The sequence below is a fragment of the Pseudomonas sp. NPDC096917 genome, assembly GCF_044762555.1.
GTDB lineage: Bacteria > Pseudomonadota > Gammaproteobacteria > Pseudomonadales > Pseudomonadaceae > Aquipseudomonas.
The window spans coordinates 66,406-80,873 of record NZ_JBIWEO010000017.1; the positions used below are offsets into that span (position 1 = coordinate 66,406).

Consider the following 14,468-nt stretch of genomic DNA (forward strand, 5'->3'; position numbering starts at 1 on the left):
GGCGCTGATCATGATCCCGGCCTTAGTCCTCTTTGTGATTAGTTTGATGATGTTCCTGATGTCGATGCGCCTGGTCTACCTTGCCCTGCGTGACCCCACCACCAGCCGAGTGCTTGAGCGCTTGACGCAGGGGCAGCCGCAATTGGTGGAAAAAACGCTGGGTGTTGCGTGGTTGGACCGGGTGTTTATTCAGGCGGGTCTGGGGCGTCCATCCGAGCGCCTGGGGCTGTGGCTGGCCATTTGGGGGGTGGCTGTGGTGTTGGCCGGCCTGCTTGGCGGCTGGGTTCTTTTTTTCGTGTTTCTGATCGGGCCGCCGCTGTGCTTGCGGCTGTTTATCAGCTGGCGTTACCAGCGCCGGGTACGGCGCATGGTGGAGCAACTGCCACAACTGCTTGATCACTGTGTGCGCAGCCTGAAGGCCGGACGCACGTTGGCCGACGCTGTTCTGAATGCCATCGAGGTGTCCAATGATCCGCTTAAAAGCAGCATCAGCCGGGTGTCGCGCAACGTGCAGTTAGGTGTGAGTTTGCCCGAGGCGGTGCAGGACTTTGCCGAGCTGTATGAGCGTGACGAGTTCCGAATGTTTGCGCTCGGTTTGAAGGTTAACCACCGCTACGGCGGCAACGCCAGCGAGTTGCTGGAAAACCTGATCGTACTGATTCGTGAGCGTGAGTCAGGGGCGCGCAAGCTTAAGGCCATGACCGGTGAAACCCGTGTAACGGCGCTGGTATTGGCACTGCTACCGCTGATGGTCGGCGGCTATTTCATGCTTACCAACCCGACCTTTCTGGTCAATATGTGGCATGACCCGAGTGGTCAACACTTGCTGATTACGGCTTTTGCCATGCAGGCAATTGGCTGTTTTGCACTGTGGCGCATGGTACGGAGCGTATGACATGGCCTTGTTGATAAGCGTACTTTTGTTGATTGGCGCTTTTGGGGTGTTGATCAGTACCGCGGTCCAGCAGCGTTTGCGTCAACAGCGGGTGGTGCAGCGACTGGAGGGCGACAAGACCGGCCCAGGCAAAATCAGCCTGTGGGTGCGGGCGCTGGGCAGTAGCAAGTTTGGTCAGCGTTCGGTGTCGATGGACAACGAAACGCAAATCTTGCTCAACCGTGTGGGGTGGCGCACTGCTAGCCAGCGCTCGCTGTTCGCTGCCTTTCAGGTCGGTACGCCAGTTGCGCTGGCGGGGCTGGCTTTTTTAGGCCATGAGCTGTTTTTTCCACGTTCTGGCTATCTGGCCATTGTGCTGCTGTTCGCGTTGGCGCTGGGTTATCTCATCCCCAAGCGGATGCTGGCCTACGTCGCTAAAAAACGTCAGCAAGAAGCCGCTGTGGAGGTTTCAACGTTTATTCCGTTGCTGCGCATTTTGTTTGAGTCGGGCATGGCCGTTGAGCAAGCGTTGCGGGTGCTGAGCCAGGAGGGGCGGCATTTGTTGCCTGTGCTGACCTCAGAGTTGCGCCTGGTGCTGGCCCGTGTCGACTCAGGGCTGGAGTTGAGCCAAGAGCTGGACAAAGCCGCCAGTTTGCTGGCGGTGGATGAGTTTGACGATACCTGCGTGATTCTTCAGCAATTGATCCAGCAGGGCGGTGGTGCGATGAAGTCATTGCAGTCGCTGAAAAGCTTGCTTGATGACCGACGGCTTACGCGTATGGAGGAATACATCTCAAAGATGTCAGCCAAGATGTCGGTGGTGATGATGATGTTTCTGTTTCCGGCGCTCCTGATTGTCTTGGGCGGCCCGAGTTTTATTGCTATCGCACGGGCCTTTGGCTCTTGATCAGGAGTATGAGCATGAAAGTTGTCATTGCCGTTTGTGCGCTATTGATGTTGGGAGGTTGTGCCACAGGGGGGCTGAGTAATCCGCCGTGGGCGAGCTTGAGTGGCGGCAGTTGCTCCAAGCTGAGCGCCGACCAGGAGTTGTCCATGAAACTGGCGGATGACATGGCCCAGGAAGGCAAGTTGCACGCCAGCCTTGCGAACCTGCAAAGCCTGCCGGAGCGCTATGCAGAGGTACAACTGCGCAAGGCGCGTATTTATCGGCAGTTGGGGCGGCCTGAAGCCGAACCGTTGTATAGCGGCTTATTGCGCACCTGCCTGAGCGCCGAAGGCAACCATGGGCTGGGTCAACTTGCCGCCGCACGAGGTGATAACGCCCTCGCTGCTTCTTACCTTGAACGTGCCGCACAGGCGGCTCCGACGGATGCAAAAATCCGCAATGACCTGGGCGTGGTGTACCTCAATCAACTGCGGATAGACCAAGCGCGTTTTGAGTTTTTGACGGCCTTGGAGCTTAAACAAGCCGATTCGCTGGCGGCGCTGAATCTGGTGACGTTGCTGATCTATCAAGACCAGTGGAAGCAGGCCGCTGAACTGGTGTCGCGCGCCGAGTTAACCCCCGAGCAAGTGGGCGATGCGCAAGCAAGGGCACAAGCACTCAAAGCTCAGGCTGCCAGCCCGGCCAGCAACCAGGTGGCGGCTCTTAAATAAAGCGTTGGAGGTTTGCCATGAAATGTTCTGTTCGATTGGGTTTGCTGTTAGCCGTGATGCCGCTCAGTGCCTTGGCCATTCAGCCGGGGCCGGCGTCGACCTCGCAGCAGGAAACCGAACGCTGGTTGCAGCTTCAGGTGAGTGGTCAGGCTAAGTCGCCTGTCGTGCAGACGGCCACTCCACCCGAGCGTGAGCGCAGCCTCCAGCGTTGGCTGGACACCTACAGTTATCCCATACCCGAGCACTTCAAACAGGATGAGGGGGGGAAGGCCAAGCAAGAGTGAGGTTGGGCCTGGGTCAGGAAACGTGTTAACTGCGATCTTTGGAGAGTGAAACAGCACAGTCCAAATATCGCAGTCTGCGCGGCGCTCAAAAGAGGGGTCAGTGCGCGGTCAGTTTCTGCGGTTGGCTGGCTACATTGGGGGACAGAGCCAGCGCCAGTTGAGTTCGATTGTTCATGTGGGTCAGGCGCAACACTTGCGACACATAGAGTTTGACGGTGTTTTCAGTGATGCCCAAATCGCACGCAATCTGATAGTTGGTCTGGCCTTTGCTCACCAGTTTTGCCACATCCAATTGCCGCGGTGACAGTTGCTTGAAAATCGCCGGTATGCCGCCGCTTAAAGTCGCATCATCCCCTGTGGGGCTGCTTTTGAGGGGGGGAGGGCGACGCACCGATTCCATGTCGTGATAAAGGTCATCGATCGACTCAGCCAAATACTGCAGCTTCTGGTTCAAGTGGCCCAAATGCTCACTTTTTTGTCGTTCGTGCAGAATCGCATCCTGACGCTGAATGCCCTCGAGTAATTCATCAAGGTCTACCGGCTTTTGATAGTAGTCGGCGATACCAATGCGCAAGGCTTTGATCACGTCCTGCTTGTCGGCTCGGCCGGTCAGCAAAATGCTTTCAAACAACCGATTTTTGCCGGCTATTTTTTGCAGTTGCTGAGTCAGTTCGATGCCGTTCATGTCGGGCATGTGCAGATCACACAGGACCAAACCTATTTCGGGGTCTTCGATGAAGGCCCTGATCGCGTCGTGACTGGAATGACAGGGCGCACAGCGGTATCCGCTGCTTTCCAGGAATTCGCACAATTCTTCGACAATCAAAGGTTGGTCGTCGACGACAAGTACTTTTATTTTTGAGGTGAGCTTGTTCACGCGTTACTCCATGCCTGCCAAGCCATTTTAAGGCGTCCTTTACCATTCAATCGAATGGCGGTGGTTTTTAAAACATAGTCGTACTTTTACCTGCTGTACAACCATTAAACCCAATGTTTTTACTGGGTTAGACACACAGTAGTCAGGCCGAAACCACCTAGCAAGAACGGTGCAAAAGGTAGTTTTTTTGACACTTGGGCTGTGTTTTGAACAAGTGAAGAGCTAAGGCGTTGATTCATAGGATTCAACATTTTTGGCGTGAGCCAGTACCAAAGTCCGGCGCACAGGCCTGCGCCGATGAACGTGCCCAGCAGCATCTGACGGTCGGTTGCCAGTGCCAGCGCGATAAGCAGTTTTACGTCGCCCGCGCCCAATTTGTTCAGCGCATAACCTGGCAGGGTCAGTACTAATGCAATCAGCAGCGCCCAGCCTCCTTCTGCAGCGCTGGCGCCGAGCCAGGTCTGGCCAACCCAGAGTAAATACACCAGTGCCAGACCCGCAGCGCCAAACGTGAGTGTGTTGGCGATGTGGCGCGAATACAGGTCTTGGGCGGCACAGGCGGCTAGCCAAATGAACACAATGAGTAAATGGATCACGTAAAAAACATTCCTTTTTTTTGAATGATTCTATGCTGATATCACGGTGATTTATCAGGGTAGACGCAGTCATGAACACAGGCCTTCCCAAGAAGCAAAAAGGTGCAGCAGCCATTGAATTTGCGCTGGTTTTTGTGATCTTTTTCGCAGTTCTTTATGGGGTTCTCAGCTACAGCTTTCCGCTGTTGCTGATGCAGTCTTTCAATCAAGCCACCGCAGAGGCGGTGCGACGTAGCATGGCGGTCGACCCGTCGCTGGCGGCGGATGATTACAAAAACCAGGTTGAAACCCTGGCCAAAAGCGTGCTGGACACGCAACTGGGCTCACTGCCGACCGCGCTGACCACCAATGTCAGCAAAACGGCGGTGTACAACGCAGGCGTATTAACCGTGACGGTTACCCTGCCTGTCGCTACGTTGAACGCCATTTTGCCGGTGCTCAAATTGCCGGGAAATATAACCGTGCCCAGCTTGCCGCCCACGTTGTCGTCCACCTCGAGCCTTCAGTTTTGAACCCGGAGGGAAGGTTTTTTGGGCGAATGACGGCGCGTGATAACGAGCATCTGACCGATCTGAGCGAGCCACAGTCGGGCAGCCCTATGAGCCTGCAAATGTTGCTTGATCATCAGGGACGAGTGCTTAAAACATTCGGTGCGCAGCGTTATGGCCTGGCTTGGGCGACCCGGGATGAGGCGCCACGGTTGCTGCTCGATTACGTGGTGCCAGGTAGCACCCAGGCGCTGGAGGGCACGCCAGCGGATTGGGTGGGGCAAAGCCTTGATCTGGACTTTCAGAGAAGCGCGCAGCCGGTGCTGCACACCCGAGGCTGGATTCAACCGCAGGCCGATGGCTGGCTGCTACAACTGCTGGATATCAGTGATTTGCGGCGCAGCAGTCAGCAGGCCCGCCGTCGTGAGTATTGCACACAACTGAGCTTGAGCGTGGCTGGGCAATTACGCATGTGCGCCCTGACGCGTTTGCCTGAGGTGATGCTTGAGTCGTTGCAGCGTGTGGCCCAGCACGGACATGTGCCCTGCGTCGCTCTGGCGCTGCGCGATGCTGAGCAGCAGGGGTGGAGCCTCTACAGCGTGTATCAGGCTTTTGACGCCCCTCAACTGTGGCGGGCGGGACAGTTTATTGGCTGCGCCCTGGACAGCCTCGGTGCTGCGCAGCGCATCAATCTTGACTCTGCCAAAGGGCAACACCTTGCGCTCAGCAGTCTGTTTGGCGCGGCCACCGAGGGGTTGTGTGTGCCCTATCGCGACCAGCGCGGGATTAGCGCGTGGCTGCTGCTCGGGTTTTATCCCCCCTCAGAGCAGATGAGTGAGAGCGACTGGTCGCAGATGTGTGCTGAGTTGGCTGGCCCGTTGCTGGAACGTTTGCGCGAGCAGCAGCAGATCGAAGACCGTGACCGCAATGAGGCACTGCAAGGTTTACTGGGCGCGGGATGGTGGGAGTGGTCGATACCCGATGAGCACCTGCAACTGGCACCTCAATTGGCTCAACGCGTGTTGTCGACGCAGGCTTCTTTGACGCGCGAAGCGTGGCTGGCGCTGTTTCATCCTGCGGATCGGGATGAGCTGAGTAGCCGTTTTAACGAGCTACTGGATAACGGTAAAGAGTTGCTGGTATGCGCGCGGCTGCATCAGTCGCAGAGCGCAGAGCCTGCGCAGTGGTATCGGATTCAAGGCCAGGCAATGGGCAGAGGCAACCTACGGCGTATCGTGGGGTTTATGCTCGATGTCAGCGTTATCAAGAACCAGCAGATGCAAGCTGCGGCGGCCCATGCACGGTTGGACAATTTGATCGCCAGTTCACCGGCGGTGATTTACGTACAGCGCTATGACCAAGGTGCGTTAGTGCCCGCTTTTTTCAGTGACAGTTTGAAACCCTTACTGGGCTGGACGCTGGAAGACGCCACCCGCACTGCGCTGATCGATTGGATACATCCCGATGACCGTGAACAGTACTTGGAGCGCTCGCGCCAACTCATGCGTTTGGGCAGTGCCCGAGGCCGTTACCGGTTGCGAGATCGTCGCGGCAATTATCACTGGTTGCTGGACGAGGCCAGACTGCTGCGTGATGACTTGGGGCTCCCTATTGAAACCGTAGGGCTGTGGTTGGACATCACCGAAGCCACCGAGAACTCTGAGCGAGTGCGGCGCAGCGAAGAACGTTACCGGATGCTGGTGGAAGACTCGCCTGCGATGATTTGCCGGTACCTGCCGGATCTGACCCTGACGTTTGGCAACCAACCGCTGGCCACCTATTTGGAGTGCGCCCCGGAGCAGCTTGCGGGTATCAATCTGGGCAGTTGGTTGTCGCCTGAACAGCGCGAAGCGTTTGTACGTCGCATCGCAAACTTGAGTGTGGAGTTTCCGGTGAGTACGGCGGAAATCAGCTTGCAACTCCCGGGGCGCGAATATGCGTGGTGGGTATGGTCGGATCGAGGCGTCTTTGACGCCCAAGGCAACCTCTTGGAAATACAGGCCGTTGGCCGCGACAACACCGAGGTGCGTCGCTCGCAGCAGCAACTGACTCACGGTGCAAAAATGGCTACCCTCGGTGAGATGGCCACCGGCCTGGCCCATGAGATCAATCAGCCGCTGAATGTGATGCGGATGGCCATCGCCAACGTGCTCAAGCGTCTGAGCAATGACGACGTACAGGTGGACTACCTGCTCGAAAAGCTTACTCGCATCGATGCGCAAATCCAGCGTGCGGCGCGGGTGGTTGACCATATGCGGGTGTTCGGTCGTCGTTCTGAAATCGAGCAACAGGTGTTCAATCCCGCGCAGGCGCTGGAAGGCACCTTGGCTTTGTTGGGCGAAGGTTTACGCGGTAAAGGGGTTCAGGTGCGCAGTGAGGGCCTTGCCTGTACTGCACACGTGCGTGGTTACTCCGACCAATTGGAGCAAGTGCTGATCAACTTGCTGGTTAATGCCCGTGACGTGCTGATGAGCAAACGTGAAACCGATCGCGACTTCCAACCCTGGATCTCACTGAGCGCAGAGTCGTGTGGCAACTGTGTCCGCCTGTGGGTGGAAGACAACGGCGGCGGCATCGACCCGCGTTTGCTGGAGCGGATCTTCGAGCCTTTCTTCACCACCAAGGCGGTCGGTCAGGGCACAGGGCTGGGGCTGTCCGTCAGTTACGGCATTATCAACAACATGGGCGGCCGGTTGAGTGTCTGCAACACCGGGCACGGCGCCCGGTTTTGCGTGGAGTTACCGGTGGTTGAACCGGCGGGGCTGTCAAAGGACTAGTTGGGCGCGTCCGCCTTGAGCACAGTTAAGGTTGGCGCCGATCTGGACGTCTACCAGACTGATCCCCAATGCAGAAAGTAAATTGTTGATGAGCGGGTCCAGCAACGGACTGAGCAATTTCTGGATGACGGGATTCAAAAGGTCACTCACTGACGTGATCAGCCCGGTGAGCGTGGTCAAGACAGTACTGAAAACGTTGTTGTCCTGCGGAGCGTAAGCCTTAATCCCGATGCCGCTCAGTGTGCTGGACAAGCTGTTAACAATGTCTTTCGTAGGAGGCGTGCCCAGAATGGCCGGTGGCAGTTTCAAATTGGGTGGCGTTGCGTCAGGTGTCATGTTTTTTGAAAATACCAGCGTCTGGGGTGGGCTTGGCAAAACATTGCTGTTGGCCATGAGGCCAATGCCGCCTGCCGCAAAAGGCACCCTGGCGTCGCACGACTCAAAAAGAATAAGCGTCTTGTAGCAAGTTTGTGTACCCAAATCGACGATGGGTATCGCTGTGGCTACCGGCGCAGCAGTAGAAGAAAAAGCCGTTGTGGGATCAATTTTCCCGATCCTCAAATCGACTAAAGACTTTGTCGTGGTAACGGTCAGGCTTTTAAGGCCGGTGTCGCCGACTGGGCAGCTATAACCGGCTATTTGGGCCTGGGCGCCACCGGCATCAAGGCTGATGAATATGTGAGGGTCTGGCAGTAACAGAGGGGAAATTTTCTTGCAGCCATCGGGGCGCGGGCAAAACAAATCGTCAAGCAACCCGACTAAGTCAAGCGACAACGCTTTATTCAAAGCAGTGAAAAGTGTGCTGGCCAACCCTGCTACGGCGTTACTCAGGTTAGTGATGGGCCCCAGGGCCAAGTCGACAGCAATAAGCGTTCTGACCTGAGCGGTACGCACGGAAATGAGTTGGCCGGAACTGGGGTCACCGATAGCTGAAAATTGGGGGGGCTGTATCACTTTCATCGCGAGCGTTACGCTCAGTAAGCCCGGTATTTTGGCCGGCACTGTCAGGTCAACCGCGTTCTTACTATTGGCGATTTGAATAAAAGCCTGCACCAGTTGAAAGGCTTGCAGGTTTGCATCCACCCCCGCCGATTTTGTGCCGGTTGCCAAGTTGAGCAGGTCGCCCAGCTTGAGCGTAGTGGGCTTCACCTTAAGGGCTGCTTGCAGCAGGCTATCCAAGCTGGCGGTTAAATCCGCCGTTGCTCCGTTTGCTTTGGCAACGGTGAGAGCGGTCGTCAGTAATTGAGTGAGGGTTGTATTGGCGGACAACAATTTATCGTAATTACCTGCCGAAAGTTTAAGATCAAGGGCAAGTTGGTCCATGAACTTCAGGAGGTTGATGTTGCCATTAAGAAGTCCATTCCACCCGGCAACACTTAAAGTGATATTTCCCCCAAGCAGGGAGCTAAAAACCGCATTTAATATAGCCGCCTGAGAGTCAGTCGTTACTGTTGCCAGGGTACTTCGGATACTTATCTGCGCAAGTAGCCCCTTTGGAGCAGCCCCTACCGCACTCGCTGTCAATTGTGTTGTCTGTCCAAATGTCCCGGTGGTAAACAATTGCCACAATCCACCGGCGATGCTGGTGGGGATGGTGTTGGTGACAATGATGCGGATAGCGTCGGTCTTGGTGGGATCGAGTTGAAAGGTGCGCAGGTTCTTGACGGTCACCAAGGTGCCGCACGCTGCACTCAGGGTCTGAAGCGTACCGGCGGGGACGAAGCTGTTACGGGCTGCGTTTTGGGTGGCATAGAGGGTGGCCGTCGAAGGCGTGGCGGCACAAGTGCCACCCCGACTGACGGTCTCGAGCGCGGCCATGTCCGCCACCCGTTGCAGCTTGCGCTGCTCCAGGTAGAGGCGGCCGCTGTCGACCACCAGCAACATAAAGACCAGCACCATCCCAAGTGTCAGTGCCGCCATTAAGCCAATTGCCCCGCGTTGTTGCTCACGGCCGATGAAATGCACACCACGTAGTTGGGGAGACATCGAGCACTCCTGAGGCTGGAACAACGTCCAGCGCTAACGCTCCAAAGTTTAAGCGAGTGTAGTCAAGAAGTACTGGCTGGTGGCCTTTTTTATAGCAGTTTTTATGGGGTGTAACTTACTCGCGAAAGTATTAATCCCTATGGCTTAGTTACTTCGTGAGTAAGTTATCCCTTATAAAGTTGTATGAGTTACTTGGGTGGGTAATTACTCAGGATTTTCGTCACCGCTTCGCGGATGGCCGCGCTGCGTTCTTGCGGTGTCGGGCTGTCGTTGAGGGTTTTTTCAGCGCTGCCACGCCAGACCAGCCTGCCGTCTTTGGCATCGGTCAGGTCGATCTGCAGGGTGCCGACCTGATAGATCACATTGCGGGTTTCGTTGTACGCCGCAGGGCCCCAATAACCTTCCCATGGGCCACCCCAGTAACCTCCCCAAGGCCCGCCCCATGGACCGCCATAGCCGTAGTTAGTCACCACCTGTTCCTGGCGGTTGGCCACGATCAGGTAGGTTTGCACCAACAGGTCCGGCTTGCCGCCCGCCGCCACCGGGCGTAGGCCGCGTTGGTCCAGTTGGCTGCTGACGGCCTGAATAATCCGTTGCTCTGTCAGGTCACTCTTGAGCATCGGATTGTTCGGTTGGTATTGCACGGCAGGGTCTTTCCAGGCCCAGGTTCGAAACTGTGCGAAATCCACAGTAGGGTTGAAGTCGTTGGTAACCTGCATGCTTTCACAAGCACTGAGCAACAGGGCCAATCCCAATAACGCAATGCGCCTTAACATGATGATTGCTCCACTTAAAAAACAGTCTTAATGGGGAGGATAAGCCTGCACTGCCTTGTTCAGTGATTCGCGCAGGGCGTCACCGCGTTCGCTCAGGCTGCCTTTACTGCTGGTCTCTGCACTTGAACTCCAGACCGGTTGACCGGTTTTTCCGTCATACAAGTTGATGCGCACCACCATCACTTCAACTTCATAGGTGCGCACCACCGGTACGCTGTTGTACATGCCGTACGGGTTGCCATAGCGGCCATATCGGTCGCCATACATACCGCCATAACCATAGTCTTCCTGAACCTGACGCAGACGTTTTTCTGTGTGTAAATCTGCGCTGACCAGCAGGTCTGCTGGACGGTTTGGCCGTGCAGGCCGCAATCCTCGTTGGTCCAGGGCGTTACTCACGGCTTCGGCGATTTGTGCCGAATCTGCCCATGCCGAGCCCGCAGGCAGGCGGCCATTGAGCCAGGCCCAGCTTTGATAACGGCCGTAGTCCCGTGGCGCCGCCGGGTAGGCGCTCAAGTCCAGGGTGTTGGCCGCTTGCGCCGGAGCAGGTTGCATTGGCAGGGAGCTGGCGATGTAAGGGTTGGGGCTTTGGCACGCCCCCAAGCCGAGGCTTAAAACGAGCAAGGCGACGCGGCGATACATCATGTACTCCTCGAACGGATGGTTTAAACCGGGCGGCAAACCCAATGCAGATAACGTCCAAGCCCCGCAAACGCTGGATGGCGACGATGGGCCAGTTCCATTTCAACCAGTGCTTGCAGCTCGGCGCGGGCTTGAAACTCCACTGGCATGTAGTCGTGAAACACCCGTACACCACTTTGCGTTTCAACGTGCCACAGGCCTTCAAGCGCGGTCGCCAGCGCGCGCGGATCGAGCGGTTGTTGCGGGGTGAGGCTTTGTTTTTCGCCTGCCATGTCGTTCTTGCGCATTTTGCGGAAGTGGCCTTTGAGCAGGTTGCGATAGATCAGCGCGTCGCGGTTATAAAACGCCAGCGACAGCCAGCCGTCTTTGGCGGTCAGTTGGTGCAGCACGGGCAGAATTGCGTGAGGTTCGGCCAACCATTCCAGCACGGCATGGCAGAGTACCAGGTCGTAGGGCTCGGTCAGTTGCCCCAGCAATTCTTGCCACGGTGCCTGAATAAAGGTGCCGGTCTGGCCTGCCTCGACAAAGCGCTGACGCGCGCCTTCGAGCATCGGTGCAGCAGGTTCTGCCAGGGTGACGTCGTGCCCTTGTTGAGCCAGCCACAGCGACATATGGCCAAGGCCTGCGCCGATGTCCAGCACGCGCAGCGGGCGCTGCGGCAATGATTCTTGTAGGTCGGCCTGAAGCACGGCCAAGCGAATGGCACCTTTGGCACCGCCATAGATTTTCTCGGCGAAGCGGGTGGCCAGTTGATCGAAGTGACGGTCACTCATTTGCTGAAACGCCTTTCGCTGTCGGCCAGTTTGCTGCGTACCACTTCATTCATGTCCAGCCCCAATTCACTGCATAACAGCAGCAGATACAGCACGATGTCGCCCACTTCCTGTCCGGCGTGGGCCCGTTGTTCGGCGGGCAGTTGGCGTGATTGGTCTTCGCTGAGCCACTGAAAAATTTCCACCAGCTCGGCCATTTCGACACTCGCCGCCATGGCCAGGTTTTTCGGGCTGTGAAATTGTTTCCAGTCGTTGTTATCGCGAATGCGGTGCAGGCGTTGAGTGAGTTCGTCGAGGTTCATCGGGGGTGGGTTCTCCAGAAGGAGCAAAGCTTGCGGCGGAATAAGAATTGGTGCAAGTGAAAGGCATCGTCACCTCGCGAAGATCTTTTGTAGCCGTTGCCGCAGGCCGCGAGCGGACCCGAAGGGGGCGTGCCTTTACAAGATTGAAGGTCCTCCGGCCCTTTTCGTCGCCTGCGCCAGCGGCTACACGTGTCTCTCTCAGCTCACCGGCCGCCACTGTCCGACCATGTGCACCAAGTCCCCCTGCCCATTGAGCTGGAAGTCACCACTGGCCCCCGCATCGCTGCTCAGCAAGATGACTTCATTGGGCAGGCGTACCGGCTTTTTAAACGCCACGTTGATCTCGACATTGGCCACCGGTAAATGCGTGGTGAGCGCCGCGAGTGCACGCGCCTTTAGCCAAAGCCCGTGGGCGATGGCGCTGGGCAGGCCAAAGAGCTTGGCGCTGGCGGCGCTCAGGTGGATGGGGTTGTAGTCACCGGACACTTTGGCGTACTGGCGGCCAATACCGGCGGGGGCGTACCAGCGTGTCAGTTCGCTCAACGCCATCGGCGCTGGCGTTGCGGTCTGCGGCACCTCGCCCGGCACCTCGCCCGGCACCTCGACGCCTTTGCACAGCAACCTACTTTCGGCCTCCCACAATGGCCCGAGCAGGTCATCGGCCTGAGTCACGACCTCAAACGTCGCGCCCTTGGGGTGTTTTTGCAGGTTGTGCACAAATACACCGATGCGCAACTGCGTCACGCCGCCCAAGGGGCGCAACACCCGAATCCGATTGCTCAGGTGAATCAGCCCGAGCAGCGGGAAGGGAAAGTCCTTGTCGGTCAGTAGCTGCATTTGCAGGCCAAAGGCTAAAACATGGGGATACGTCGGCGGTAACAGCGGGCTTGGTGCTAATCCGCAGACATCCCGAAAAGCAGCCAGCGACTTGGCCTCGACGTCGACCCAGCAGCGTAATCCTTGCTCCGGGAGGGTGTTGCCGGTGATTTTGCGCTTGGTGGCTGCGTGGGCATACAGCGCAGGCAAGGGCGGCGGGCTGTCGAGGTCGAGCCAATGCACGGTCATGGTTTAGGCCCCCAGTACACTTTGGCCGCACACCCGCAGCGCTTGCCCGCTGACGGCGCCCGACCCCGGCTGGCTTAACCACGCCACGGCTTCGGCCACGTCTTGTGGCAAACCGCCCTGGCCCAGAGAGCTCATGCGCCGCCCGGCTTCGCGCAGGGCAAACGGGATATGCGCGGTCATTTGGGTTTCGATAAATCCGGGGGCCACGGCGTTGATGCTGATGCCGCGCTCGCCCAGCAGCGGCGCCCAGGCTTGAGCCAGGCCGATCAACCCGGCTTTGCTGGCCGCGTAGTTGGTTTGGCCGCGATTGCCGGCGATGCCGCTGATGGACGCGAGCAAAATCACCCGTCCGTTATCGCGCAGGGTGCCGTTGTCCAGCAGGGCTTTGGTCAGCACTTGGGGGGCGTTTAGATTGACCGCGAGCACCGCATCCCAAAATTCGGGTGTCATGTTGGCCAAGGTTTTGTCGCGGGTGATACCGGCGTTGTGCACCACAATATCGACGCCCTCGGGCAGGTGTTCGATCAACTGCACGGGAGCCTCTGCGGCGCAAATATCCAGTGCAATGCTGCGCCCGCCCAAGCGCGCGGCGAGTGCATCGAGATCACTTTTAGCCGCTGGCACGTCGAGCAGGATCACCTCGGCACCGTCGCGGGCCAGGGTCTCGGCAATCGAGGCGCCAATGCCGCGCGCCGCGCCGGTGACCAGGGCTTTGCGTCCGGCCAGTGGGCGGGTCCAGTCCGCCACCTGAGTGGCGCATGGGCGCAGGCGCACCACTTGAGCGCTGATGAACGCGCTTTTCGGTGAGAGGAAAAACCGCAGAGCGCCTTCGAGCTGATCTTCGGCACCTTCACCGACATACAACAGCTGCAACGTGCCACCACTGCGCAATTCTTTGGCCAGTGAGCGGCTAAACCCTTCAAGGGCGCGCTGGGCGCTGGCGGCAAAGGGATCACGCAGGGTTTCGGGCGCCCGGCCCAACATCACGATGTGCGCGCAGGGCGCAAGACTGCGCAGCAGCGGCTGGAAGAACTCGCGCAATTGCTTGAGCTGATCGGCGTGCAGCAACTCGCTGGCATCAAACACGACGGCTTTGAGCTTGGGCCCTTGGCCAGGAATCCACGGGTTCGCCTCCCATGGCCCGGTGCCGTAGCCGAACACGGCGTCGGTGAGTTTGCTGGCAAATCCGCCCACCTTGGCCGCCAGTGCGCCGCCGCCCAACAACAGCGCGCCTTCTACCGGTCGCACCCGGCCTGCTTGCCAGCGTTCCAGTCGTACCGGTGACGGCAGACCCACTGCACCGACCAGGCGATGGCCGATGGATGAGTTGGCAAAGTCGATATAACGGTCTGACATGGAACACTCTCCGACAGATGGGGTTCAAAGGGTTGACCACAAACATGTCATGGTC

The 14,468-nt window shown here is 57.7% G+C and carries 15 protein-coding genes; 6 read left to right on the plus strand and 9 right to left on the minus strand.

Annotated elements, in window-relative coordinates; translation table 11 throughout:
* Nucleotides 1-10 precede the first annotated feature (10 nt).
* From ACIQYF_RS18930 to ACIQYF_RS18945, 4 genes are read left to right on the plus strand one after another with little or no spacing between them, the layout of a single operon-like run.
* A complete protein-coding gene (locus ACIQYF_RS18930) occupies nt 11-895 on the plus strand; it encodes a type II secretion system F family protein (protein WP_402864880.1) in 885 nt (294 codons plus the stop codon).
* A gap of 1 nt (nt 896) precedes the next feature.
* The gene (locus ACIQYF_RS18935) at nt 897-1,781 is read left to right on the plus strand and encodes a type II secretion system F family protein (protein ID WP_402864882.1); all 885 of its coding nucleotides are present in this window, start codon (nt 897-899) and stop codon (nt 1,779-1,781) included.
* Between the two features lie 14 nt (nt 1,782-1,795).
* Entirely contained in the window at nt 1,796-2,491 is a 696-nt protein-coding gene (locus ACIQYF_RS18940; RefSeq protein WP_402864884.1) for a tetratricopeptide repeat protein, read from the plus strand.
* Between the two features lie 17 nt (nt 2,492-2,508).
* Nucleotides 2,509-2,775 (plus strand): DUF3613 domain-containing protein, encoded by a 267-nt coding sequence (locus ACIQYF_RS18945; protein WP_402864886.1) that lies wholly within the window; start codon nt 2,509-2,511, stop codon nt 2,773-2,775.
* Nucleotides 2,776-2,872: 97 nt separating this feature from the next.
* Here the strand turns inward: ACIQYF_RS18945 and ACIQYF_RS18950 are convergent, their stop codons facing one another.
* Entirely contained in the window at nt 2,873-3,652 is a 780-nt protein-coding gene (locus ACIQYF_RS18950; RefSeq protein ID WP_402864888.1) for a response regulator transcription factor, read from the minus strand.
* 119 nt (nt 3,653-3,771) lie between these two features.
* Nucleotides 3,772-4,248 carry a prepilin peptidase gene (locus ACIQYF_RS18955; RefSeq protein WP_402864890.1) on the minus strand — a complete coding sequence of 159 codons (477 nt, stop codon included), beginning with the start codon at nt 4,246-4,248 and terminating at the stop codon, nt 3,772-3,774.
* 71 nt (nt 4,249-4,319) lie between these two features.
* On the opposite strand from ACIQYF_RS18955, the gene ACIQYF_RS18960 reads away from it, so the two are divergent.
* Nucleotides 4,320-4,760, plus strand: coding sequence for a TadE family protein (locus ACIQYF_RS18960; RefSeq protein WP_402864892.1), 441 nt, complete (start codon nt 4,320-4,322; stop codon nt 4,758-4,760).
* 26 nt (nt 4,761-4,786) lie between these two features.
* A complete protein-coding gene (locus tag ACIQYF_RS18965) occupies nt 4,787-7,513 on the plus strand; it encodes an ATP-binding protein (protein WP_402864894.1) in 2,727 nt (908 codons plus the stop codon).
* Here ACIQYF_RS18965 and ACIQYF_RS18970 read toward each other — a convergent pair.
* From ACIQYF_RS18970 to ACIQYF_RS19000, 7 genes are all read right to left on the minus strand, one after another.
* Entirely contained in the window at nt 7,502-9,499 is a 1,998-nt protein-coding gene (locus ACIQYF_RS18970) for a pilus assembly protein TadG-related protein (RefSeq protein WP_402864896.1), read from the minus strand. The two genes, ACIQYF_RS18965 and ACIQYF_RS18970, sit on opposite strands and share 12 nt — an antisense overlap.
* A 188-nt stretch (nt 9,500-9,687) precedes the next feature.
* A complete protein-coding gene (locus ACIQYF_RS18975) occupies nt 9,688-10,275 on the minus strand; it encodes a DUF4136 domain-containing protein (protein ID WP_402864898.1) in 588 nt (195 codons plus the stop codon).
* A 27-nt stretch (nt 10,276-10,302) separates the two neighbouring features.
* The gene (locus ACIQYF_RS18980) at nt 10,303-10,917 is read right to left on the minus strand and encodes a DUF4136 domain-containing protein (protein ID WP_402864900.1); all 615 of its coding nucleotides are present in this window, start codon (nt 10,915-10,917) and stop codon (nt 10,303-10,305) included.
* 23 nt (nt 10,918-10,940) lie between these two features.
* On the minus strand, nt 10,941-11,690 hold the full coding sequence (locus tag ACIQYF_RS18985; RefSeq protein WP_402864902.1) for a methyltransferase domain-containing protein: 750 nt from the start codon (nt 11,688-11,690) through the stop codon (nt 10,941-10,943).
* A complete protein-coding gene (locus ACIQYF_RS18990) occupies nt 11,687-11,992 on the minus strand; it encodes a MazG-like family protein (RefSeq protein WP_402864904.1) in 306 nt (101 codons plus the stop codon). Before ACIQYF_RS18990 ends, ACIQYF_RS18985 begins: the two co-directional genes overlap by 4 nt.
* A 198-nt stretch (nt 11,993-12,190) precedes the next feature.
* On the minus strand, nt 12,191-13,057 hold the full coding sequence (locus tag ACIQYF_RS18995; protein ID WP_402864906.1) for a MaoC family dehydratase: 867 nt from the start codon (nt 13,055-13,057) through the stop codon (nt 12,191-12,193).
* A 3-nt stretch (nt 13,058-13,060) separates the two neighbouring features.
* Nucleotides 13,061-14,413, minus strand: a complete 1,353-nt coding sequence (locus tag ACIQYF_RS19000; protein WP_402864908.1) for a 3-oxoacyl-ACP reductase — start codon at nt 14,411-14,413, stop codon at nt 13,061-13,063.
* Between the last annotated feature and the right edge of the window lie 55 nt (nt 14,414-14,468).

Excerpts from the sequence above, each read along its gene's own strand:
- ACIQYF_RS18930 (WP_402864880.1), top strand. The coding sequence starts at position 11 with ATGATCCCGGCCTTAGTCCTCTTTGTGATTAGTTTGATGATGTTCCTG.
- ACIQYF_RS18935 (WP_402864882.1), top strand. The coding sequence starts at position 897 with ATGGCCTTGTTGATAAGCGTACTTTTGTTGATTGGCGCTTTTGGGGTG.
- ACIQYF_RS18940 (WP_402864884.1), top strand. The coding sequence starts at position 1,796 with ATGAAAGTTGTCATTGCCGTTTGTGCGCTATTGATGTTGGGAGGTTGT.
- ACIQYF_RS18945 (WP_402864886.1), top strand. The coding sequence starts at position 2,509 with ATGAAATGTTCTGTTCGATTGGGTTTGCTGTTAGCCGTGATGCCGCTC.
- ACIQYF_RS18960 (WP_402864892.1), top strand. The coding sequence starts at position 4,320 with ATGAACACAGGCCTTCCCAAGAAGCAAAAAGGTGCAGCAGCCATTGAA.
- ACIQYF_RS18965 (WP_402864894.1), top strand. The coding sequence starts at position 4,787 with ATGACGGCGCGTGATAACGAGCATCTGACCGATCTGAGCGAGCCACAG.
- ACIQYF_RS18970 (WP_402864896.1), bottom strand. The coding sequence starts at position 9,499 with ATGTCTCCCCAACTACGTGGTGTGCATTTCATCGGCCGTGAGCAACAA.
- ACIQYF_RS18975 (WP_402864898.1), bottom strand. The coding sequence starts at position 10,275 with ATGTTAAGGCGCATTGCGTTATTGGGATTGGCCCTGTTGCTCAGTGCT.
- ACIQYF_RS18980 (WP_402864900.1), bottom strand. The coding sequence starts at position 10,917 with ATGTATCGCCGCGTCGCCTTGCTCGTTTTAAGCCTCGGCTTGGGGGCG.
- ACIQYF_RS18985 (WP_402864902.1), bottom strand. The coding sequence starts at position 11,690 with ATGAGTGACCGTCACTTCGATCAACTGGCCACCCGCTTCGCCGAGAAA.
- ACIQYF_RS18990 (WP_402864904.1), bottom strand. The coding sequence starts at position 11,992 with ATGAACCTCGACGAACTCACTCAACGCCTGCACCGCATTCGCGATAAC.
- ACIQYF_RS18995 (WP_402864906.1), bottom strand. The coding sequence starts at position 13,057 with ATGACCGTGCATTGGCTCGACCTCGACAGCCCGCCGCCCTTGCCTGCG.
- ACIQYF_RS19000 (WP_402864908.1), bottom strand. The coding sequence starts at position 14,413 with ATGTCAGACCGTTATATCGACTTTGCCAACTCATCCATCGGCCATCGC.